At 72.1% G+C, this 20,544-nt stretch carries 15 protein-coding genes; 8 read left to right on the top strand and 7 right to left on the bottom strand.

Annotated features, from left to right (window positions below):
- Positions 1-106 precede the first annotated feature (106 nt).
- The gene (locus D7223_RS17810) at positions 107-1,390 is read right to left on the bottom strand and encodes a nucleotide sugar dehydrogenase (protein WP_120729514.1); all 1,284 of its coding nucleotides are present in this window, start codon (positions 1,388-1,390) and stop codon (positions 107-109) included.
- A 4-nt stretch (positions 1,391-1,394) separates the two neighbouring features.
- Complete coding sequence (locus tag D7223_RS17805; protein WP_120729513.1) at positions 1,395-2,963, bottom strand: glycosyltransferase family 2 protein; 1,569 nt, start codon at positions 2,961-2,963, stop codon at positions 1,395-1,397.
- A gap of 311 nt (positions 2,964-3,274) precedes the next feature.
- Between D7223_RS17805 and D7223_RS32830 the strand changes: the two genes are divergently transcribed.
- On the top strand, positions 3,275-4,474 hold the full coding sequence (locus tag D7223_RS32830) for a hypothetical protein (protein ID WP_158610906.1): 1,200 nt from the start codon (positions 3,275-3,277) through the stop codon (positions 4,472-4,474).
- 34 nt (positions 4,475-4,508) lie between these two features.
- On the opposite strand, the gene D7223_RS17795 is transcribed toward D7223_RS32830, so the two are convergent.
- Positions 4,509-6,365: a DUF6311 domain-containing protein gene (locus D7223_RS17795; protein ID WP_158610905.1), complete on the bottom strand. Its 1,857-nt coding sequence runs from the start codon at positions 6,363-6,365 to the stop codon at positions 4,509-4,511.
- A gap of 238 nt (positions 6,366-6,603) precedes the next feature.
- Between D7223_RS17795 and wecB the strand changes: the two genes are divergently transcribed.
- Genes wecB through D7223_RS17780 form a run of 3 tightly spaced genes read left to right on the top strand, consistent with a single transcriptional unit; the run spans position 6,604 to position 11,317 of the window.
- Positions 6,604-7,686 carry a non-hydrolyzing UDP-N-acetylglucosamine 2-epimerase gene (wecB, locus tag D7223_RS17790; protein ID WP_120729511.1) on the top strand — a complete coding sequence of 361 codons (1,083 nt, stop codon included), beginning with the start codon at positions 6,604-6,606 and terminating at the stop codon, positions 7,684-7,686.
- Between the two features lie 41 nt (positions 7,687-7,727).
- On the top strand, positions 7,728-9,185 hold the full coding sequence (locus tag D7223_RS17785) for a glycosyltransferase (protein ID WP_120729510.1): 1,458 nt from the start codon (positions 7,728-7,730) through the stop codon (positions 9,183-9,185).
- On the top strand, positions 9,182-11,317 hold the full coding sequence (locus tag D7223_RS17780) for a glycosyltransferase (protein ID WP_120729509.1): 2,136 nt from the start codon (positions 9,182-9,184) through the stop codon (positions 11,315-11,317). The genes D7223_RS17785 and D7223_RS17780 overlap by 4 nt, the downstream gene beginning before the upstream one ends.
- A 70-nt stretch (positions 11,318-11,387) precedes the next feature.
- Here the strand turns inward: D7223_RS17780 and galE are convergent, their stop codons facing one another.
- From galE to D7223_RS17760, 4 genes are all read right to left on the bottom strand, one after another.
- The gene (galE, locus tag D7223_RS17775) at positions 11,388-12,431 is read right to left on the bottom strand and encodes a UDP-glucose 4-epimerase GalE (protein ID WP_120729508.1); all 1,044 of its coding nucleotides are present in this window, start codon (positions 12,429-12,431) and stop codon (positions 11,388-11,390) included.
- 5 nt (positions 12,432-12,436) lie between these two features.
- Complete coding sequence (locus tag D7223_RS17770) at positions 12,437-13,447, bottom strand: Gfo/Idh/MocA family protein (RefSeq protein WP_120729507.1); 1,011 nt, start codon at positions 13,445-13,447, stop codon at positions 12,437-12,439.
- The gene (locus D7223_RS17765) at positions 13,444-14,553 is read right to left on the bottom strand and encodes a DegT/DnrJ/EryC1/StrS family aminotransferase (RefSeq protein WP_120729506.1); all 1,110 of its coding nucleotides are present in this window, start codon (positions 14,551-14,553) and stop codon (positions 13,444-13,446) included. The genes D7223_RS17770 and D7223_RS17765 overlap by 4 nt, the downstream gene beginning before the upstream one ends.
- A gap of 149 nt (positions 14,554-14,702) precedes the next feature.
- A complete protein-coding gene (locus D7223_RS17760; RefSeq protein WP_120729505.1) occupies positions 14,703-15,335 on the bottom strand; it encodes a TetR/AcrR family transcriptional regulator in 633 nt (210 codons plus the stop codon).
- Positions 15,336-15,500: 165 nt separating this feature from the next.
- On the opposite strand from D7223_RS17760, the gene D7223_RS17755 reads away from it, so the two are divergent.
- The 4 genes from D7223_RS17755 to D7223_RS17740 all read left to right on the top strand — a co-directional run bounded on the left by D7223_RS17755 (position 15,501) and on the right by D7223_RS17740 (position 20,543).
- Positions 15,501-16,403 carry an ABC transporter permease gene (locus D7223_RS17755; RefSeq protein WP_120729504.1) on the top strand — a complete coding sequence of 301 codons (903 nt, stop codon included), beginning with the start codon at positions 15,501-15,503 and terminating at the stop codon, positions 16,401-16,403.
- Positions 16,396-17,196, top strand: a complete 801-nt coding sequence (locus D7223_RS17750; RefSeq protein WP_120729503.1) for an ABC transporter ATP-binding protein — start codon at positions 16,396-16,398, stop codon at positions 17,194-17,196. Before D7223_RS17755 ends, D7223_RS17750 begins: the two co-directional genes overlap by 8 nt.
- Positions 17,197-17,344: 148 nt before the next feature.
- On the top strand, positions 17,345-18,814 hold the full coding sequence (locus tag D7223_RS17745; RefSeq protein WP_120729502.1) for a bifunctional cytidylyltransferase/SDR family oxidoreductase: 1,470 nt from the start codon (positions 17,345-17,347) through the stop codon (positions 18,812-18,814).
- 22 nt (positions 18,815-18,836) lie between these two features.
- A complete protein-coding gene (locus tag D7223_RS17740) occupies positions 18,837-20,543 on the top strand; it encodes a CDP-glycerol glycerophosphotransferase family protein (protein ID WP_120729501.1) in 1,707 nt (568 codons plus the stop codon).
- Position 20,544: the final 1 nt, after the last annotated feature.

Here is a 20,544-nt window from a genome sequence, read left to right as displayed (position 1 = left end):
ACGGGTGAACGACCGATGACGGTGCTCACCGACCGTGCCGGCCGGGGCGCGCGACGCGACGGACCCCGGCCGTCGGAACGGCCGGGGCCCGTGGGCGACGAACGGGTCAGCCGCCGATGACCACGCGACGGACCCCGGTCCAGCGGGCCGGGTCGGTGACCCGACGGCCGTCGACCAGCACCGTCACGCCGGGCAGGTCGGCCGGGCTGAGGCTACGGTACTCGGCGTGGTCGGCCTGGACCACCGCGGCGCCGAGCGGCTCGCCGTCGTAACCCGGCAGGCCGTGTGCGACCAGCTCCTCGTTGGTGTACATCGGGTCGGAGACGTACGGCGTGGCACCCCGCTGGCGCAGCGCCTCGACGGTGGGGAAGACACCGGAGAAGGCGGTCTCCTTCACCCCGCCCCGGTAGGCGGCGCCGAGCACCAGGACACCCACGCCGGTCAGGTCACCGTACGCGGCGGCGAGCAGGTCGACCGCGTAGTCCGGCATCGCCGCGTTGGCCTCCCGGGCGGACCGGACGACGGTGGCCGCCGGGTCGTTCCAGAGGTACATCCGCGGGTAGATCGGGATGCAGTGCCCGCCGACCGCGATGCCCGGGGAGTGGATGTGGCTGTACGGCTGGGTGTTGCACGCCTCGATGACCTTGGTGACGTCGATGCCCACGGTGTCGGCGAAGCGCGCGAACTGGTTCGCCAGGCCGATGTTGACGTCCCGGTAGGTGGTCTCGGCCAGCTTCGCCATCTCCGAGGCCTCGGCCGAGCCCAGGTCCCAGACGCCGTTGGGCTTGCTCAGGTCGGGCCGCTCGTCGAAGTCGAGCACGGCCTCGTAGAAGCGGACGCCGTGCGCGGCCGACGCCTCGTCGATGCCGCCGACCAGCTTGGGGTAGCGGCGCAGGTCGGCGAAGACCCGGCCGGTGAGCACCCGCTCGGGGCTGAACACCAGGTGGAAGTCGCTGCCCGCGACGAGCCCGGAGCCCTCCTGGAGCATCGGCGCCCAGCGTCCGCGGGTGGTGCCGACCGGCAGGGTGGTCTCGTAGCTGACCAGCGTGCCGGGCCGCAGGCCGGCGGCGACGGCGCGGGTGGCGTCGTCCATCCAGCCGAAGTCCGGCACCCCGTCGGCGTCGACGAAGAGCGGGACGACCACGACGACCGCGTCGGACTCGGCGACCGCCGCGGTGGTGTCAGTGGTGGCCGAGAGCAGCCCGGCGGCGACCGCCTCCTTCAGCTTGACGTCCAGGTCGGTCTCGCCCGGGAACGGCACCGCCCCGTCGTTGACCAGGCGCACCACCCGCTCCGAGACGTCGGCACCGATCACCCGGTGCCCCTTCGAGGCGAACTGCACGGCGAGCGGCAGGCCGATCTTCCCGAGCGCTACGACGCAGATGTTCATGAAACTACTTTCCTCCAGAGAGCCTGATTCGGCGCAGGCGGGCAAGGAACCGACGGGGCGTCAGCGGCGTGATCGCGACGATCACCTGGCCCTTGTGGTTGGTGGTGGGCGTGACGAGGTACAGCCGGACGCCGTGCCGGGCCAGCCGCCGGGGACCCACGACGCCCCGGTCGGCACGAACCGGCGCCGACCCGGTGCCACCCGGGGTGCTCACCTCGGCGCGGACCACCCGACGCTCCCCGTCCGCCGCGACGACCGCGAGCAGCCGGTCCATCGCGAAGTCCGTCCGCACGACGGTACCGGTGCCGTCGGGCGCCACCGACGTCACACCCACCAGATCGCCGACACTGACCCGGACCGCCTCGGCGGTCAGCTCGGACAGCTCCGCCCAGCGGCTGCGCGCGGTGACCACCAGGGCGCGGGCCCCGGTGCCGTCGCGACCCCAGGCCAACCTGCTCACGGTCAGCTTGGCCAGCGTTCTGGCGGCCTGGTCCGTGATGTCGTACCAGTCGTCCGGATAGCCGAACGCCGGGTCGCGGAAACCTACGTGGTGGGCGTACCAGCGGCCGTCGGAGATGGTGACCTCGGGCAGCGTCCGGTCGGCCTGCTGCCCGATCAGCTCGCGGAGGCGCGTCAGGTCGCCGTCGCGCGCGACGGCGAGACGCAGCCGCAGGTCGGGCGCCATCCGGGCCAGGACGCCCTCGGTCAGGTACGCCTCGGCAAGCTTGCGGATCCGGTCGTGGACGTTCTGCTGGACGTCCTCGTCGAGACCCAGGAACTCCGCCCGGAGCAGCTTGGCCACCTCCCAGCTGAAATGACGCAGCAGCACGGCGTCCCGGCGCGGGCCCGGCTCGATCAGCCCGGCCACGAAGCCGACCAGCTCCTCGGCGCAGCGCAGCCGCTCCTCGAAGCGGCTGGCGTAGGTGATGTTCTGCGCGTTCTCCCGCTTGACCGCGTAGTAGTAGTCGTAGTCGCCGAGGACCGAGATCTTCTTGGCCCGGAAGCATGCCTCCAGCGTGAACGGCTGGTCGCTACCCATCGGCATGTCGGTGCGGAAGCGCAGGCCGTAACGCTCGACCAGCTCCCGACGGAACAGCTTGGTGTTCGACAGCGACCACGCCAACGCCCCGCCGAAGAGGTCCAGCCGTTCCTCGGTGACCGCGTAGGCCGCCTGGTGCACGTAGCGCTTGTTGGTGCCGACCATCCGCCCGAGCACCACGTCGGAGTCCCACCGGTCGGCGGCGTCCACCAGGCGCTCCAGCGCCTCCGGGCCGAGGTGGTCGTCGGAGCCGATGAAGAAGACGTATCGGCCTCGGGCGTGGTCCAGGGCGAGGTTGCTCGGCGCGGCCGGGCCGCCCGAGTTGGCCTGGTGCAGCACCCGGACCGTGTCCGGGAAACGGGCGGCGTACCGGTCCAGCTCCGCGCCGCTGCCGTCGGTGGAGCCGTCGTCGACCGCGACGACCTCCAGCCGGTCCCGCCCGATCGTCTGCCCGACGAGCGAATCCAGGCAGGTGGTGAGGTATGGCATGGTGTTGTAGACGGCCACGATGACGCTGACGTCGGGCGTGCTCATCTGGTCCTTCCCCCATCGCCGTGTTCGCTGCGGGCGGGGGATCCGCCGTTGGCCACGGGCGCGCTCGCCGGCTATCGCCGACGGTCTGAAAGCCACCTCCGACCGGCCGTCCGCCGCGCACGGCCACGGGCCCCGGGCGGAACCTCCGGTAGTGTACGGCACGCAGGTGGCCACAGAGCGGCACCGAGCGGGCACGGCGGCGTGCCGACGGTGGCCGGGAAGCACCGGCCGCGTCGACACCGTCGGGCCGGCCCCCCTTGCTAACCTCGCCCGGGTCCACACACCTGCCCGGGGGGAACATGGTGGCCGGGATGGCATGCGAGACGGGCGGGATCGCCGACCGCGGACGCGACGGCCACGAGGACGCTGGGCCCGGCACACCCGAGGTGGTCGCCGACACCCGGCTGCCGACCCGGCTTCGGCGGGCGCTGTGGGCCGTCTGGCCGGCGCTGGCGGGCTACGTCGCGGTACGCGTGGTCGGACTGGTCACCGTGGCCATCTGGGCAGACGCGCGGGACGCCCGGTTCGGCCGGCTGATCGGCCTCCGGGCCGACGCCGGCTGGTACCTGGGCATCGCCGAGCACGGGTACGACCGCGCGGAGACCCTGCAGAGCGACATGGCTTTCTTCCCGCTCTACCCCCTGCTGGTCCGCCTCACCGAGCCACTCTCCCCGCTCCACTACCGCGGCACCGCGATCGCGCTGGCCTGGCTCGCGTCACTGGCCGCCGCCTGGGGTCTGTTCGCGATCGGCAACCACCTGTACGGCCGGCGGACCGGGATCCTGCTGGCCGTGGCGTGGGGGCTGGTGCCGCACGCGATCGTCGAGTCGATGGCGTACACCGAGTCGCTCTTCACCGCGCTGGCGGCCTGGTCGCTGTACGCGGTGCTGACCGGGCGGTGGCTCACCGCCGGCACCCTCTGCCTGCTCGCCGGCGCGACCCGGCCGACCGCCACCTCGCTCATCCCGGTGGTGATGCTGGCGGCGTTGATCGCGCTGGCGCGGCGGCACGGTGGCTGGCGACCGGCGGTGGCGATACTCCTGGCGCCGCTGGGGTGGCTCGGCTTCGTCGGCTGGGTCGGCTGGCGGACCGGCCGGGTGGACGGCTGGTTGCAGATCCAGACCGAGGGCTGGCGGTCGACCTTCGACGGCGGGGCCGGCACCCTGGAGTCCGTCGGCACGACGCTGGACCAGCCGGTCGAACTCCAGTGGTACCTGATCGTCGCCGTCCTGGCGGGCAGCCTGGTCCTGCTGGCGCTCAGCATCGTCGACCGACAGCCCTGGCCACTGCTGGCCTACAGCGCGATGATGCTGGTGACCACCATCGGCGCGTCCGGCTACTTCAACTCCAAGGCCCGGTTCCTGTTGCCGGCGTTCGCGCTGCTCCTGCCGGTCGCCCGGGGTCTCGCGGCCCTCAGCACCGCCCGGTTGGCGGTCATCCTGGTGGGGGCGACCGCCTTCACCGCCTACTTCGGCGGTTACCTCCTGCTGGTCTGGGCCTACTCCCCCTGACCCCGGCCCACTCCCGGTGGACCGGGTCAGCGGGTCATCGGGTCAGCGGTCGGACGTCCCACACCCACACGTCCCGCACCCGCCGGCCCGGGCCGAAGCAGGCCTCCAGGAACGCCTTCAGCTCGGCCTCGTGGGCGTGTTTCGGCAGTACCACCGCGTCCGCCTTCCACCAGCGCACGTCGGTGACCGCCTGCTCCCGCTCGACGGCGTCGACGGTGGGCGGGCGGGTACCGGCGCCCACCGCGGTGAGCAGCCGCGCGGTGGGCCGCGGCTCGGTGCCCCAGCGGCCGGTGTCGTCGGTCGGCGAGGTCGGTCCCAGGAAGTAGCCCTGCGGGACGGCGAACTCGGCCAGCGCGGCGGAACCCCAGTTGATCGAGGTCATGTTGTGCACCGGTACCGGCACCAGGGTGCGTCCCTCCGCCACGTGCTGGCGCCACTCGCCGGAGGTGACGAACTGGGGCACCGGCACCCGTCCCTTCGCCGGCAGCGGGGTGGGCAGCATCGGCACCAGGGCCGCCACCAGCGCCGCCGCCGTCAGCAGCCGCAGCGGCGCGGCCACCTGCGGCGCCCGCGCCGCGAGACCGTCGACGCGGGCCACCGCCAGGGCGAGCAGCAGGCCGACGGCGACCGTGGTGATCAGCGCGAACCGGGCGATGACCATGGCGTCCACGATCGGCAGGCCGTGCAGCAGGACGAACGGGGCCGGGATGTCGGTCTTCTCCGGCCCCCAGCTGAGCGTCGAGCCGAGGGCGAGCACGCCGGATACCAGCGCCACCACGGCGAGCACCCGGACGCCCAGTTCGCGGCGGAGCGCGACGATCACGGCGGCCACCAGCAGCACCACCGGCCAGCCGTAGAAGCTGGCCTGCTCGGTGGTGTTCGGTGCCAGTCCGCGGGCGCTGTCCGGCCCGCCGCCGATCGACTCGGTGGCGTACGCGACGAACGACTTCAGCCGCAGCGTGTACACGTCGGGGTCGCCCGGGTGCCCGATCCGGTGCTGCGGCCCGGCGAACTGCATCCACAGCGGGTACGCGGTGACCAGCAGCACCAGGCCGCCGGCCACCCCCAGCGCCGCCAGGGCGCGGGGGGCGAGCCGCAGCGTCTCCCGCGGGCGCAGCACGAGATGGGCCACGGTGGCCATCAGGACGCCCAGGGCGACCAGGAAGAGCACCTCCACGGAGATGAAGAACTGGGCGGCGACCAACGCGCCGAGGATCAGGCCCTCCCGGACCGAAGCCCCGGCGCGGGTGAGCCGGACGACGCGCCACACCAGGAACGGCACCAACCACTGCGCGGTGATGTGCGGGTGGCCGTTGCTGTGGGTGATCATGGCTGGCGCGAAGGCGCAGAACAGGCCACCGACGACGGCCGCCGGGTGGGACCGGACGAGGTGCCGGGAGAGCACCCAGTACCAGGCGAAGGCGGTACCGGCCAGGTTCAGGGTGATCAACACCAGGTACGACAGCGGCGCTCCGCCCAGCAGGGTGACCGGCGTCAGCAGGATGCCCGGCAGTTGCAGCCCGACGTTCGACATCAGGTTCACGCCCTCGGGGGCGTTCTGGAGCGTGGTGACGAACGGATTCTCCAGGTGGGTCACCGCGTGGGCGGCGTGCGCCAGCATCCACTCGTTGAACCCCTGGTCGTCCGGGCGACTGCCGAGCAGCCGGCCGTGCACGTTCAGCCAGCCCCGGCCGGTGACCCAGAACGCGCCCAGCAGGTAGGCCAGCCCGACCAGCAGGTCGGCGAGGCGACCGGCGGGAAGCCGGCGTCCGCGACCGGGTCCGCGGTCGGCCGGCGCCGGCGCGGCGTCAGCCGGCGCGGGTGGAGCGCTGTCCACCGGTGTCTCCGGAGGGCTGGCCGGGACCTGGCCGAGGGGATGTGCCCTCGTCACAGTGGCGAATCCTACGGATTTGCCCGTTGGTGGACGGCGCGACACACCGGACGATCGGCACCCAGGGTGCGAACGACGCAAAGGCAACGGGCACCATCACATCGGGAAGATGCCTCACCTCGCCCGGTGCGGGAATTTGGCGGTCCCGTCCGGCTGAGGCAGAATTCGTCTGACTCAAGGGACGGACGCTGCCGACGCGCGGCTCGCCTTTCACGAGATCACACGAGGAGCCAGTCAGGTGAAGGTCATCAGCGTCGTCGGGGCACGCCCTCAGCTGATCAAGCTCGCCCCCATCGCCGCCGCGTTCGCCGCCACCGAGCACGAGCACCTGATCGTGCACACGGGCCAGCACTACGACGCCGACCTGTCGGACGTCTTCTTCTCCGGCCTGGGCATCCCGGACCCCGACATCCACCTGGGGATCGGGTCCGGGTCGCACGGCGTCCAGACGGGCAAGGCGCTGGCCGCGCTGGACCCGGTGTTCCTGGCCGAGCAGCCGGACTGGGTGCTGGTCTACGGCGACACGAACTCGACCCTCGCCGGCGCCGTCTCCGCCGTGAAGCTGCACCTGCCGGTCGCCCACCTCGAGGCCGGGCTGCGCTCGTTCAACCGGATGATGCCGGAGGAGCACAACCGGATCCTCACCGATCACGCGGCCGACCTGCTTCTCGCTCCCAGCCAGGAGGCCATGCGACACCTTGCCGCCGAGGGCCTGGGCGCCCGTTCCACGCTGGTCGGCGACGTGATGGTCGACGTGTGCCTGGGCGTCCGGGACGCCGTACTGGCCGGCACCCACCCCGCGCCGACGCTGCCGGACGGCATCCGGCCGGACGAGCCCTACCTGCTGGCCACCCTGCACCGCGCCGAGAACACCGACTCGCGGGAGCGGCTCAGCACCCTGCTCGACGGCCTGGCGGACCTGCCGGTGCCGGTGGCGCTGCTGGCGCACCCCCGGTTGGTGGCCAAGGCCGAGGAACACGGGCTGAAGCTGAACCGCGGAGCGGTGCACGTCGGTCGTCCGCTGCCGTACGCCGGCATGGTCGCGGCGGTCCTCGGCTCGACCGGTGTGGTAACCGACTCCGGTGGCCTGCAGAAGGAGGCGTACCTGCTCGCCCGGCCGTGCACCACCCTGCGGCCGGAGACCGAATGGGTCGAGACGTTGGTGGACGACTGGAACCGCCTGGTGCCGGACCCGTCCGTCCACTCCCGCGCCGAGTGGGTCGACATCGCGACCAGGCCGGCGCCCACGGCCGCCCAGGGCACGCCGTACGGCGACGGCCAGGCCGCCCAGCGGGTCGTCGAGACCCTCGCCACGAAGTAAACCTGCCTGCCGACAGAGAGACCCGGGGTGTTCACCCGACCATGACACAATCCCTCGACGTGTCGAACTCCGCCGCGGCCGGCCGCAGCCGGCGCCCCCACCTCATCTACCTGGCCATCGGCTTCCCGCCGGCGGCGAAGAGCTGCGCGTACCGGATGCGGGAGACCGCCAACCAGTTCCGTCGGCTCGACTGGGACGTCACGGTGGTGACCATCCCGCCCGCCTCCTGGGAGCGCGACTCGGGCCTCGACTACAGCCTCCTGGAGCAGGTCGACCCGGAGATCAAGGTGGTGGAGCTGCCGCTGGCCCGGGAGGACCTGGAGACCGACATCCGGAAGTTCAGCGAGGAGCGCGCGCTGCGTCCGGCCAAGTGGCTGACCAACCTGCGTAAGCGGGAGAAGAGGATCTTCCCGGAGCCGGTCTTCGGCAGCTGGCGTGGCACGCTGGAGCAGGCCGTGCTCGACATCCACCGCGAGCACCCGGCGGACCTGCTGCTGGCCAGCTGCACGCCCTACGTCAACCTGGCGGCGGCGTGGAAGCTGTGGGAGACCCACGGCGTGCCGTACGCGGTGGACTACCGCGACGGCTGGTCCATCGACGTGGTCAACGGCGGCCAGGCGTTCACCCCCGACTCGGAGGCCGGTGTCTGGGAGCGGCAGATCCTCGACCACTGCCAGTCGCTCTGGGTGGTCAACGACCCGATCGCGGACCACTACCGGACCCGCTACCCGCACGTCGCGAACCGCGTGCACGTGGTCCGCAACGGCTACGACAAGGACAGCGTGCCGATGGTCCGGCCGCACACCCCCGACCCGGAGGCCGGCCTGACCTTCGGCTACCTGGGCACCGTCAACTACACCACCCACCAGCTCGGGGTGGTGCTCGACGCGTGGCGCGAGGCGCGAAAGCAGGAGCCGTTGCTGCGCAACGCCCGGTTCGAGATCCGGGGGCACATCGGCGCCGGCGCGAACCGTGAGGCCAACGGTCTTACCGAGCTGATCCGGGAGGCGGCGGCCGACGGCGTGTCGTTCGGCGGTCCGGTGCGCAAGGCGGAGGTCGGCCAGACCTACGGCGGCTGGGACGCCCTGGTGCTGATCCTGATCGGCGGCCGCTACGTCACCTCCGGCAAGGTGTACGAGTACATGGCCACCGGCCTGCCGATCGTCTCGGTGCACGAGGTCGACCACGACGCCTCCCGGGTGCTCGACGGGCACCCGCTCTGGACGGGCGCGTTCGGGCTGGACGAGCTGCGGCTGGTGGACAGCTTCCGGGCCGCCGCCCGGATGGTCGTCGAGGCGACCGACGAGCAGCGCGCCGGGGTGCGGCGCCACGCCGACCCGTTCACCCGGGAGACCCTGATGCGACACGCGGTCGAGCAGCTGGCGGCGCACGCTCTCGCCGCGCCACGGGACCTGCCGGTCAACGGTGCCGTCGTGCACCCGTCGAGCGAACCTTCGACGATGGACGAGATCGAGCGATCCGCTGGGGTGCGCGCATGAGCGACGTGTTGCTGGTGGCGGGCGTGGCCCCGCAGCCGGGGATCCTGAGCACCGCTGTGCGGCGGCTGCGCGAGACCGGGGCGCGGGTGCACCTGGTCGGCGCGGTCGACCCGGACGAGCTGGCGGAGGACCTCCAACTCGACGGCCTGTGCGCGCTGCCGCTGAACATCGCCAAGGACACGCCGACCCGTACGGCCGCCCGTCAGGTGCCCGGCGAGCGGGTGTGGAGCCGGATCCGTCGGGAGCCGTGGGCCCGGGAGCAGGCCCGCACGGCCGACGTGCTGGTCGCCCTCGACGCGCACGCGATCTACACGGTGTGGCGGTTCGCCCAGCGCAACCGGACGGCCGATGCCCGCTACGGCATCCAGGCCGCGGTGCAGGCGCTGACCGAGCGCAAGGACCGGCCGGCCGCCGGGGCGCTGCAGCGACTGGCCAACGGCCTCCCGTCGTCCAGCGGGTTGAAGCAGAGCGTCAACCGACTGATCAACGCGGCACCTCGGGCGGCGGTCAACGCCGTCACGGCCCGCCCGATCATGCGCAGCCGGGCCGGTACCCAGCTCTGGCTGACCGCGGTGAAGACTCCGAAGGTGCCCGACTCGTTGCGCACCAAGGTCGCCCAGCAGGCGGCCAAGGGCATGGCCTGGGCCGACCGGCCCGACGGCGAGGCGCTGATCCTCACCGCCACCGCGAGCAAGCTGCGTAAGCCGGCCGCTCGGGCCCGGATGATGGGCGAGGCGGCCAGCCGCGAGCTGAAGGCCGGCATGCCGCCCCGCGACCTGGACAGCGCGGTCAAGGCCCTGCTGGACGTCGCCGACCAGCGGCACCGGGCGGACCAGAACGGCGGCGCGGCGGACCTGCTGAACCGGGCCATGACGCTGGCGTTCGACCGGGTGCTGCACATCGACCAGCTCACCTCGCCGCTGGCCGAGGACCCGGAGGGCTTCGTCGCCCCGTTCCGCCGCTCCCTGGCCGCGACGACGGTGGCCACTCCGCGCGGTCGCCGCCAGCCGGCGGCCCCGCCGCCGACCGACCGGCCGCTGCGGCTGCTGATCGCGACCAGCGCGAACGACAACTTCCTGAAGCTGATCCGGTCCTACTACGACGCCCATCCGCAGGTGGAGGTCCGCTTCGTGGACCTGGCGGCGAACGCCGCGCTGAAGAGCGTGACCTGGGCGGCGAAGCCGATGCTGGAGCACCGGCTGTCGGCCGACTCGACGCCCTACGGGGACAAGGCCGAGGAGCGGCTGCGGCCGTACCTGGACTGGGCGGACACCGTCTTCGTGGACTGGTGCGTGGCGCCGGCCGCGCTGTTCACCCTGGTCGACCCCGGCACCACCCGGGTCATCGTCCGGCTGCACAGCTATGAGACGCTGTCCCGCTGGCCGTACATGGTGGACTTCTCCCGGATCGACGACCTCGTCTTCGTGGCCGACCACATCCGGGATCTGGCCACCACCCTGGTGCCCTACCTGCGCGGTCCGGACGCGCCCCGGCTGCACGTCATGGACAACGCCATGGACCTGCGTGGCTTCCAGATCGACAAGCCGGCGGAAGCCCGGTTCCAGCTCGGTATGGTCGGCATCAGCCAGGTGGCCAAGGACCCGCGCTGGGCGGTCGAGGTGCTGCGGTTGCTGCGTGAGCGCGACGACCGGTACCGGATGCTGCTGGTGGGCGGCGACATGAACCCGAACGTCAGCGTGGCCAGCCGCGAGTACCTGGAGGCGTTCAACCGGGACGTGCGCGAGTTGGAGGCCAGCGGCGCGGTACGACGGCTCGGACCCACCGACGATGTGCCGAAGATGCTCACCGACATCGGGGTCATCATCAGCTCGTCGGTACGTGAGGGCTGCCACTGCGGCCTCATGGAGGGCGCCGCCAGCGGTGCCGTGCCGGTGGTGCGGGACTGGCCGTTCTTCGCCGGCCGGCCGAACAGCGCCCGCACCCTCTATCCGGAGGGCTGGGTGATCGGCAGCCCGCAGGAGGCGGTGGAACTGATCCTGCGGACCACCGCCACCGACGAGTCCTGGCGCGCGGCCGGCCAGGAGGCGTCGGCGTACGCGCTGCGGGAGTGGGACTGGTCGGTGGTGCGGCACGACTTCGACCGGCTGCTGCTGGACGACCCGCGGTCCTGACCCGAGACACCGCGAAGGGGCCCCACCGGACGGTGGGGCCCCTTCGCTGCGGGTGCGGGTGCGGGGAAGCTCAGCGTGCGCTGAGCACCCCGCCCACCGGCGTCGGTTCGCCGTCCTCGGCGGGGCCCAGGACGCTGTCCCGCCGCTCCGCCCACTGCAACGAGTGCTGGATGCCCTCGGCGAGCGAGAGGCTCGGTTCCCAGCCGAGCAGCCGCCGGGCCCGGTCGCTGCGCGTGTAGGTGCCCGCGGCGTCGCCCGGACGGCGGGGCGACACCTCGGTGGTGATCGGCCGGCCGAGCACCGAGTGGAACGCGTCCAGCAGTTCCCGGACCGTGGTGCCGTTGCCGGTGCCCAGGTTGATCACCTCGTACCGGCGGTCGCCGTCGAGCACGGTGTCGAAACGGCGCAGCGTCTCGACGTGAGCCTGCGCCAGGTCCCACACGTGCACGTAGTCGCGGATGCCCGAGCCGTCCCGGGTGGGCCAGTCGGTGCCGGTGAGCTGGAAGGTGGCGCCGGTCCGGGCCGCCTCGATCATCTTTCCGAGTACGTGCGAGGGGCGGGCCAGTTGCAGGCCGGTCCGCATCTTCGGATCCGCCCCGACGGGGTTGAAGTAGCGCAGCGACACGACCCGCAGCGGGTACGCCCGGGCGCTGTCCTCCAGCACCCGCTCGACCATCGCCTTGCTCTCCCCGTACGGGCTGGTGGCCGCGACCGGTGACGACTCGTCCACCGCGAAGTCCTCGCCGGGCTGGTAGATCGCCGCGGAGGAGCTGAACAGGAACCGCTCGCACCCGTTGGCGACCAGCGCGTCCAGGAACTCGACGGTCTTGCCGACGTTCTCCCGGTAGTAGCGCAACGGGTGCTGCACCGACTCCGGCACCACGATCAGGGCGGCGCAGTGCACGGCGGCCTCGATGTCGGGGTGTTCGGCGAAAACCCGGTCGAGCAGCGCCCGGTCGGCGATGTCGCCCTGGTAGAAGATCCGGTCGTCGACGAACTCGGCCCGCCCGGTGCTGAGATTGTCCAGGATGACCGGGGTGATGCCGGCGTCCAGGCAGGCCGAGGCGATGGTGCTGCCGATGAAACCCGCGCCACCGGCGATCAGAACCTTCACCGGAGTCAGCTCCGCAGCGCCGGCGTGACGGACACGGTGGTGCCCTCGGTCGCGGACCGGAGCACCGCGCCGGCGACCTCCACGGTCCGCAGACCCTGGCGGAGGGTGACGATGTCGCTCTCCTTGCCCTCGACCGCGTCCCGGAAGCGCTCGTGCTCGACCAGCAGCGGTTCCCGCTTCGGGATCGCGTACCGGACCATGTCGCCCTCGGCCACCCCGCGGAACGCGCGCAGCGCCTCCCACTCGGTGTCGATGGCGGCGTTGGCATAGAAGGTGAGGTCGGCGGTGAGCGTGTCGGCGACGAAGCAGCCCTTGTCGCCGGTGACCACGGTGGACCGCTCCTTGAGCGGGCTCAGCCAGTTCACCAGGTGGTTGACCATCGTGCCGTCGGCGAGCTGTCCCACCACGGCGACCATGTCCTCGTGCAGCCGGCCGCTGCGGGAGACCGTGTGCGCCGACACCGAGGTGTAGTCCTGACCGGTCACCCAGGCGGTCAGATCGATGTCGTGGGTGGCCAGGTCCATCACCACGCCGACGTCGGCGATCCGGTGCGGGAACGGCCCCTGCCGGCGGGTGACGACCTGGAAGACCTCGCCCAGCTCGCCGGCCTCCAGCCGGGTACGCAGGCTCTGCAGCGCGGGGTTGTAGCGCTCGATGTGCCCGACGCCGGCGACCAGGCCGGCGGCCTCGAACGCCTCCACCAGTCGGGTGGCGGCCTCGACGGACTGGGCGAGCGGCTTCTCGATCAGCGCGCAGACACCGTTGGCGGCCAGCTCCAGGCCGATCCGCTCGTGCAGGGCGGTCGGGCAGGCGACGACCGCGTAGTCGATGCCCATGGCCAGCAGGTCGGCCAGTTCGGGGACGACCGGGGCGCGGAGGGTGCCGGTGGCGTCGCCGGCCGGGTCGACCACGCCGACCAGTTCGACGCCGTCCAGACCGGACAGCACGCGGCCGTGGTTGCGGCCCATCGCGCCCAGGCCGATCAGGCCGGCGCGCAGGTTGCGGCTCTGGCTCATCGCGCACCCCCGGCCAGGTTCGCGCCGTCGGCGATCCGTTCCAGGTCCGACGGGCTCAGCGACGGGTGCACCGGCAGCGAGACGACCTCGGCCGCGGCCCGCTCGGTCTCCGGCAGGTCCCACGGGCCCGGCTTGCCGTCGGAGTCGAGGTAGGGCTTGAGTCGGTGGATCGGGGTCGGGTAGTAGACCGCGTTGCCGATGCCCAGCTCGGTGAGGCGGGCCATGGCGGCGTCCCGGTTGCCCCGCACCCGGACGGTGTACTGGTGGTAGACGTGTCGCGCGTCGTCCGCGACCGGCGGGGTGACCATCGCGGTGATCTTCGAGTCGAGCACCTTGGCGTTGGCCCGGCGCTGCTCGGTCCACTCGGCCAGCTGGGTGAGCTGCACCCGGCCGATCGCGGCGGCCACGTCCGTCATCCGCATGTTGGCGCCGACGATCTCGTTGGCGTACCGCTGCTCCATGCCCTGGTTGCGCAGCAGCCGCAGGGTGCGCGCCAGCTCGGCGTCACCGGTGCTGATCATGCCGCCCTCCAGGGCGTGCATGTTCTTGGTGGGATAGAAGCTGAAGCAGCCGGCGGTGCCGAAGGCACCGACCGGCGTCCCACCCAGGGCGGCCCCGTGTGCCTGGGCGGCGTCCTCCACCACGGCGAGGCCGTGCCGCTGCGCGATGGCCATGATCCTGTCCATCGCGGCGGGGTGACCGTAGAGGTGCACCGGCATGACGGCGACGGTGCGTGGGGTGATCGCGGCGGCGACCGCCTCCGGGTCGAGACAGAAGCTGCCGGGCTCGATGTCGACGAAGACCGGCTCGGCACCGACCAGCCGGACGGCGTTCGCGCTGGCGGCGAAGGAGAAGGAGGGTACGACGACCTCGTCACCCGGGCCGAAGCCGAGCGCCATCAGAGTGAGCTGGAGCGCGGAGGTGCCGGAGTTGACGGCGACGCAGTGCCGCCCGGCGACGAGGTCGCCGAACTCCTGCTCGAACGCGGCGACCTCGGGGCCCTGAACGACCCGGCCGCTCCGCAGCACCCGAACCGCCGCCTCGATCTCGGCCTCACCGATGATCGGGCGTGCCGGGGGAATGAACTCTGGATGCGGCCCGACCATGGGGCTTCCTCCTGTCGCGGGTGGCTCGCTGTGGGACGTGGGCATCGTAGCGGTATGTGGGGGAAATTAACCGTTTGGCGGCCGTTGTCCGGCCAGTTGTGCCCTGCTGTTCATGATGGCGGGTGGGCCGCCGACCGCGGGACCGGGGGTCAGACTTCCACCTCGGCGCGGGCAGGTCCCCCGCATGCTACCCGGAGGGCCGCGGCGATCGCGGAGGCCATCCGGGGCACCTCCGCCGGCTCCAGCGTCGCCCGCGAGATGGCCATCCGCCAGTAGACCGGACCGACGATCAGGTCGACCGCGGCGCGCCGGTCGGTGTCCGGGGACAGTTCCCCGCGTTCGACCGCCCGCCCGATCAGGATCCGGCCGACGGCCTGCTGGTAGTCGTCCAGCGCGGCCTGGAGCTTCTCCGCGATCTGCGGGTTGCGGGCCGCCTCCGCCAGCAGGTCCGGGATGATCTGCGAGGCCAGCCGGTGACGCAGCGCACGGGCCATCACGTGGAGCAGGATCTCCAGGTCGCCGAGCAGGCTCCCGGTGTCCAGCAGCGGCAGGTTGCGTCCCGCGGCGGCGGAGACCAGGTCCAGCACCAGGTCGAGTTTCGAGCGCCAGCGGCGGTAGATCGCGGTCTTGCTGACGCCGGCACGGCGGGCCACCGCCTCGACCGAGAGGCGCCCGTAACCGACCTCGGCCAGCTCCTGCATGACGGCGGCGCGGATGGCGGTGGTGATCTCCCCACGCAGCACCGCGGCACCGGCCGGCACACGCCTCTTCTCGGTTGTCACGTGGGACAATGTAGCGCAACGACGCTACAGTTGCGTCCCGACGTATTTTGGATTACTTTCCACGCAGCAGCGAGCCGGCCCCCCTGCGCGCCGGCCGCGCTGATCTCATTGCCGCGACACCCTTCCACTGCTCCCCATCGGCACGAAAGATCGGAGCGCCTGACCATGGCCAACACCGCGGTGGCCGACCCCGAATCCGGGCTGACCCGGGCCCAGCTCGCGAAGCGCTACGGGCTTCGGGTCGCCGGGGAACGCCCGCCCCTGGGGGAGTACGCCCGCCGGCTGTGGGCGTACCGACACTTCATGACCGCGTACTCGCGGGCGAAGGTCGCCTCGTCGTTCAGCAACACCCAGCTCGGCCAGCTCTGGCAGGTGCTGACCCCGCTGACCAACGCGGCGGTCTACTACCTGATCTTCGGGGTGATCCTGTCCCAGGACCGCAACGTGCCGAACTTCATCGCGTACCTCTGCACCGGCGTGTTCATCTTCATGTTCACCCAGAGCGCGGTGTCGAACGGCACCAGCGCGATCACCAGCAACCTGGGCCTGATCCGCGCCCTGCAGTTCCCCCGCGCCGCGCTGCCGATCACCGTCACGCTGATCCAGCTCCAGCAGCTACTCATGTCGTTGGTGGTGCTCGCGGCCATCGTGCTGTTCACCGGCGAGCCGCTGACCTTGCGCTGGCTGCTGATCGTGCCGATGATGCTGCTCCAGACGATCTTCAACGTCGGGCTGACCATGGTGATGGCCCGCGTCGGCTCCAAGGTCACCGACCTCAAGCAGATCATGCCGTTCGTGATGCGGACCTGGCTGTACGCCTCCGGCGTGCTCTACCCGGTCGCACTGTTCCGGGATCACCTGCCGAACTGGGCCGCCACCCTGCTCGAGTGCAACCCGCCGCTGGTCTACATCGAGCTGGCCCGGTACGCGCTGCTGGACTCCCACCAGGAGCACGTGCTCGGCTCCCCCACCCGGCTCTGGCTGCTCGCCGCCGGCTGGGCGGTCCTGATGGGCCTCGGCGGGTTCGTCTACTTCTGGCGCGGAGAAAAGGAGTACGGCCGTGGCTGAGCAGACCCAGCCGGCGGGCAACGCCGCCGTGGTGGACTCCGGACGGATCCCCACCGTCGTGGTCGACGACGTGCACGTGATCTACCGGATCCACAAGGGCGCCACCGGGGGCCACTCGCCGGTGGCGGCCCTCAAGCGGATCGCGTCCCGGACCAACGCGCCGAACGTCCGCGAGGTGCACGCGGTGAAGGGCGTGAGCTTCACCGCGTACCAGGGCGAGGCGATCGGCCTGATCGGCAGCAACGGCTCCGGCAAGTCGACCCTGCTGCGGGCCGTCGCCGGGCTGCTCCCGCCGGCCCGGGGCACCGTCTACACCAAGGGCCAGCCGTCCCTGCTCGGCGTGAACGCGGCGCTGCTCAACGACCTCTCCGGTGAGCGCAACGTGGTGCTCGGCTGCCTGGCCATGGGCATGCAGCCGGAGGAGGTGAAGCGGCTGGCGCCGGAGATCATCGAGTTCTCCGGCATCAACGAGCGCGGTGACTTCGCCTCGCTGCCGATGCGCACCTACTCCTCCGGGATGGGCGCCCGGCTGCGCTTCGCCATCGCCGCCGCCAAGAAGCACGACGTGCTGCTCATCGACGAGGCCCTCGCCACCGGTGACCACAAGTTCCGCGCGCGCAGCGAGCAGCGGGTGCGGGAACTGCGGGCCAGCGCCGGCACGGTGTTCCTGGTGAGCCACTCGCTGACCTCGATCCGGGACACCTGCGAGCGGACCATCTGGCTGGAGGGCGGCGTACTCAAGATGGACGGCCCCACCGCCGAGGTCTGCGCGGCGTACGAGAGCCACAAGTAGCCCGCGACGACGGGGCGCTTCGGTCCGGGTTCGCCCGGGTCGGTGCGCCCCGTCTTCCGCGTTAAGGTTCTCCTCGGTGCCGGCCCGCCATCCCCATCCGGTCACCGACGCGTAAACCCCCCACCCACCCCAGAAGTGAGGAACGGCAATGACGCAGGACCACACCACCGCTCCGGACGCCGCCCCGGCACCCTGGCGCCCCTCGCGGACGGTGGCCGTGATCCTGGCCGGCGGGACGGGCACGCGACTCGGGCTGGGCATCCCGAAGCAGCTGCTGAAGATCGCCGGGAAGCCGATCCTGGAGCACACCCTGGCGGTGTTCGAGGCCGCGCCGGAGATCGACGAGATCATCGTGCTGATGGCCCCCGGCCACGTGGCCGACGCCGAGCGGATCGTCGCCGACGCGAGGTTCCGCAAGGTCGGCAAGGTGATCGAGGGCGGCGAGACCCGCAACGACACCACCCGGATCGCGCTGGACGCGGTCGGCGAGGGTGACGTGAACATCCTCTTCCACGACGCGGTGCGACCGCTGGTCAGCGGCCGGATCGTGCGGGAGTGCGTGAACGCGCTCTGGACCTACTCGGCGGTGGACGTGGCCATTCCGTCCGCCGACACGATCATCCAGGTCGACCGGGACGACTGCATCACCGACATCCCGGTCCGCGCGTCGCTGCGCCGTGGGCAGACGCCACAGGCGTTCCGCTCCGGCACCATTCGGGAGGCGTACCGGCGGGCCGCGGGCGACCCGGACTTCGCCGCCACCGACGACTGCGGGGTCGTGCTGCGCTACCTGCCCGGCACCCCGATCAAGGTGATCGACGGCTCCGACGAGAACATCAAGGTCACCCACCCGGTCGACGTGCACCTGGCGGACAAGCTCTTCCAGCTCGCCGCCGCCCAGGTGCCCAAGGTCACCGACCTGCGCAGCTACACCGAGGAGCTGACCGGCCGGACCATCGTGGTGTTCGGCGGCAGCTACGGCATCGGCAACGACCTCACCGAGCTGGCCCGCCGCTACGGCGCCCAGGTCTTCCCGTTCAGCCGCTCCACCACGGGCACCCACGTCGAGCGGCCCGAGGACGTCTCCGCGGCGCTGAAGACCGCCTTCGAGGCGACCGGCCGGATCGACCACGTGGTGGTGACCGCCGGGATCCTGGAGCGGGGCGCCCTCGCGGAGATGGACGAGGAGACGATGGAGCGCCTCCTGCACGTCAACTTCGTCGGCCCGGTCACCATCGCCCGGCAGTCGCTGCCCTACCTCCAGCAGACCAAGGGCCAGCTACTGCTCTACACCTCCAGCTCGTACACCCGGGGCCGGGCCCGCTACGCGCTCTACTCGGCGACCAAGGCGGCGCTGGTCAACCTGACCCAGGCGCTCTCCGACGAGTGGGCCGAGTTCGGCGTACGGGTCAACTGCGTCAACCCGGAACGCACCGCGACCCCGATGCGCACCAAGGCGTTCGGCGAGGAGCCCGAGCACACGCTGCTCTCCTCCGAGGCGGTCGCCCAGGCCTCCCTGGACGTGCTGATCTCCGAGCTGACCGGCCAGGTGATCGACGTACGCCGGACGCCCGGCGCGCACCCGGCGGAGCAACTGCCCACCGGCGTCGACGCCTGAGCCGCGGGACGGGACGAACCAGATGCGTGGGGACCTGATCCGGAAGCTGCTCGCCCGGGTGCTGGCCGCCGGGCTGGCGGTGTTGGCCTTCCTCCTCCTGGCGCTCACCGGGGCGACCGGTTGGGGCCTGGTGATCGCGGTCGCGGCGCTCGCCGCCGCCGCCTGGGAGCGCCGGGTCCGACCGACCGCCGACGGCCTCGCCGAATCGGTGCTGGTCGCCGCCGGCATCCTGGTCGGCTACGCCCGCCGTCTGGACGGCGGCTTCGACCCGGCGCTGGCCGCCACCGCGCTGGTGCTGCTGGGACTGGTGCTGCTGGGCGGGCCGCTGCGCGACGCCGGCGCCCTGGAGATCCAGGCGGCCAACCTGCCGGTCCGGTCCTGGGTCCCGCTGGTCACCTCCCGGCTCGGTGACGTGGTGCTGGCGCTGCTCGCGCTGGTGGCGCTGGCCGCCGGCCTGGTCCTGCCGGCCTGGGTGGCTCTGGTGGCCACGCTGCTGGTCGGGGCGGGCTGCGTCGCGGTCGGCCTCGACCTGGCCCGGCGCCGGTTCCGGCCGTCGGCCGGCGGCGGTCCGGTGGGCCGGGCGCTGCGCCGGCACCAGCCCGAGTTCCTGCTCTACTTCTCCGCCCCGCCCGGCTCCGAGTACCAGGTCACCATGTGGCTGCCCTACCTGGAGCGGATCGGTCGGCCGTTCCTGGTGCTGCTGCGCGAACCGGAGTTCCTGCCCACCGTGGCCGCCGCGACCCGGGCGCCGGTGGTCTACTGCCCCACGCTGAAGACCATGGACGAGGCGCTGGTGCCGAGCCTGCGGGCGGCCTTCTACGTCAACCACGGCGCGAAGAACAGCCACTGCGTCCGTTTCACGCAGCTCACCCACGTGCAGCTGCACCACGGCGACAGTGACAAGGCGCCCAGCGCCAACCCGGTCTCGGCCATCTTCGACAAGATCTTCGTCGCCGGGCAGGCCGCGATCGAGCGGTACGCCCGGGCCGGCGTGGAGATCCCGGCCGAGAAGTTCGTCGTGGTCGGCCGCCCCCAGGTGGAGGCGATCGAGGTGCGCCGGGAGCCGACGCCCGGCCCGGCCCACCCGACCGTGCTCTACACCCCCACCTGGACCGGGCACCACGCCGACGCCGACTACTGCTCACTGCCGGTTGCCGAGACGGTGATCCGCCGGCTGCTGGACCGGGGGGCGACGGTGATCCTGCGGGCGCACCCGTACACCTCGCAGAACCCGACGTCGGCCCGGCAGTTGGCCCGCCTCACCGAGCTGCTCGCCGCCGACCGGGCCAAGACCGGCCGGGAGCACCTGTGGGGTGCGGCGGCCGGCCGCGAGCTGACCCTCACCGAGTGCGTCAACCGCGCCGACGCGTTGATCTCGGACGTGTCCGGGGTGATCTCCGACTGGCTCTATTCCGGCAAGCCGTACGCGGTCACCGACATGGGCGTGGACGGGACGCAGTTCGTCGAGCGGTTCCCGCTGGCCGCCTCGGGCTACGTGCTGCGCCGCGACATGTCCGACCTGGACGACGTGCTGACCGCGCTGCTGGACACCGACCCGAAGGCGGCGGCCCGCTGGGCCACCCGGACCCGCTACCTGGGTGACTTCCCGGCCGAGTCGTACGCCGAGGTGTTCCTGGACGCCGCCCGCCGGCAGCTCGGCGCGGACTGGACCGCGCCGGACCCGCGGGCCGGCGTGCCGCACGGCTCGCCGCTGTCCCCCTCCGTGTAGA

The organism is Micromonospora endolithica, assembly GCF_003626595.1.
Taxonomy (GTDB): Bacteria; Actinomycetota; Actinomycetes; order Mycobacteriales; family Micromonosporaceae; genus Micromonospora; species Micromonospora endolithica.
The sequence above is the reverse complement of the archived record's forward strand: the minus strand, read 5'-3'. Positions and strand labels throughout refer to the sequence as shown.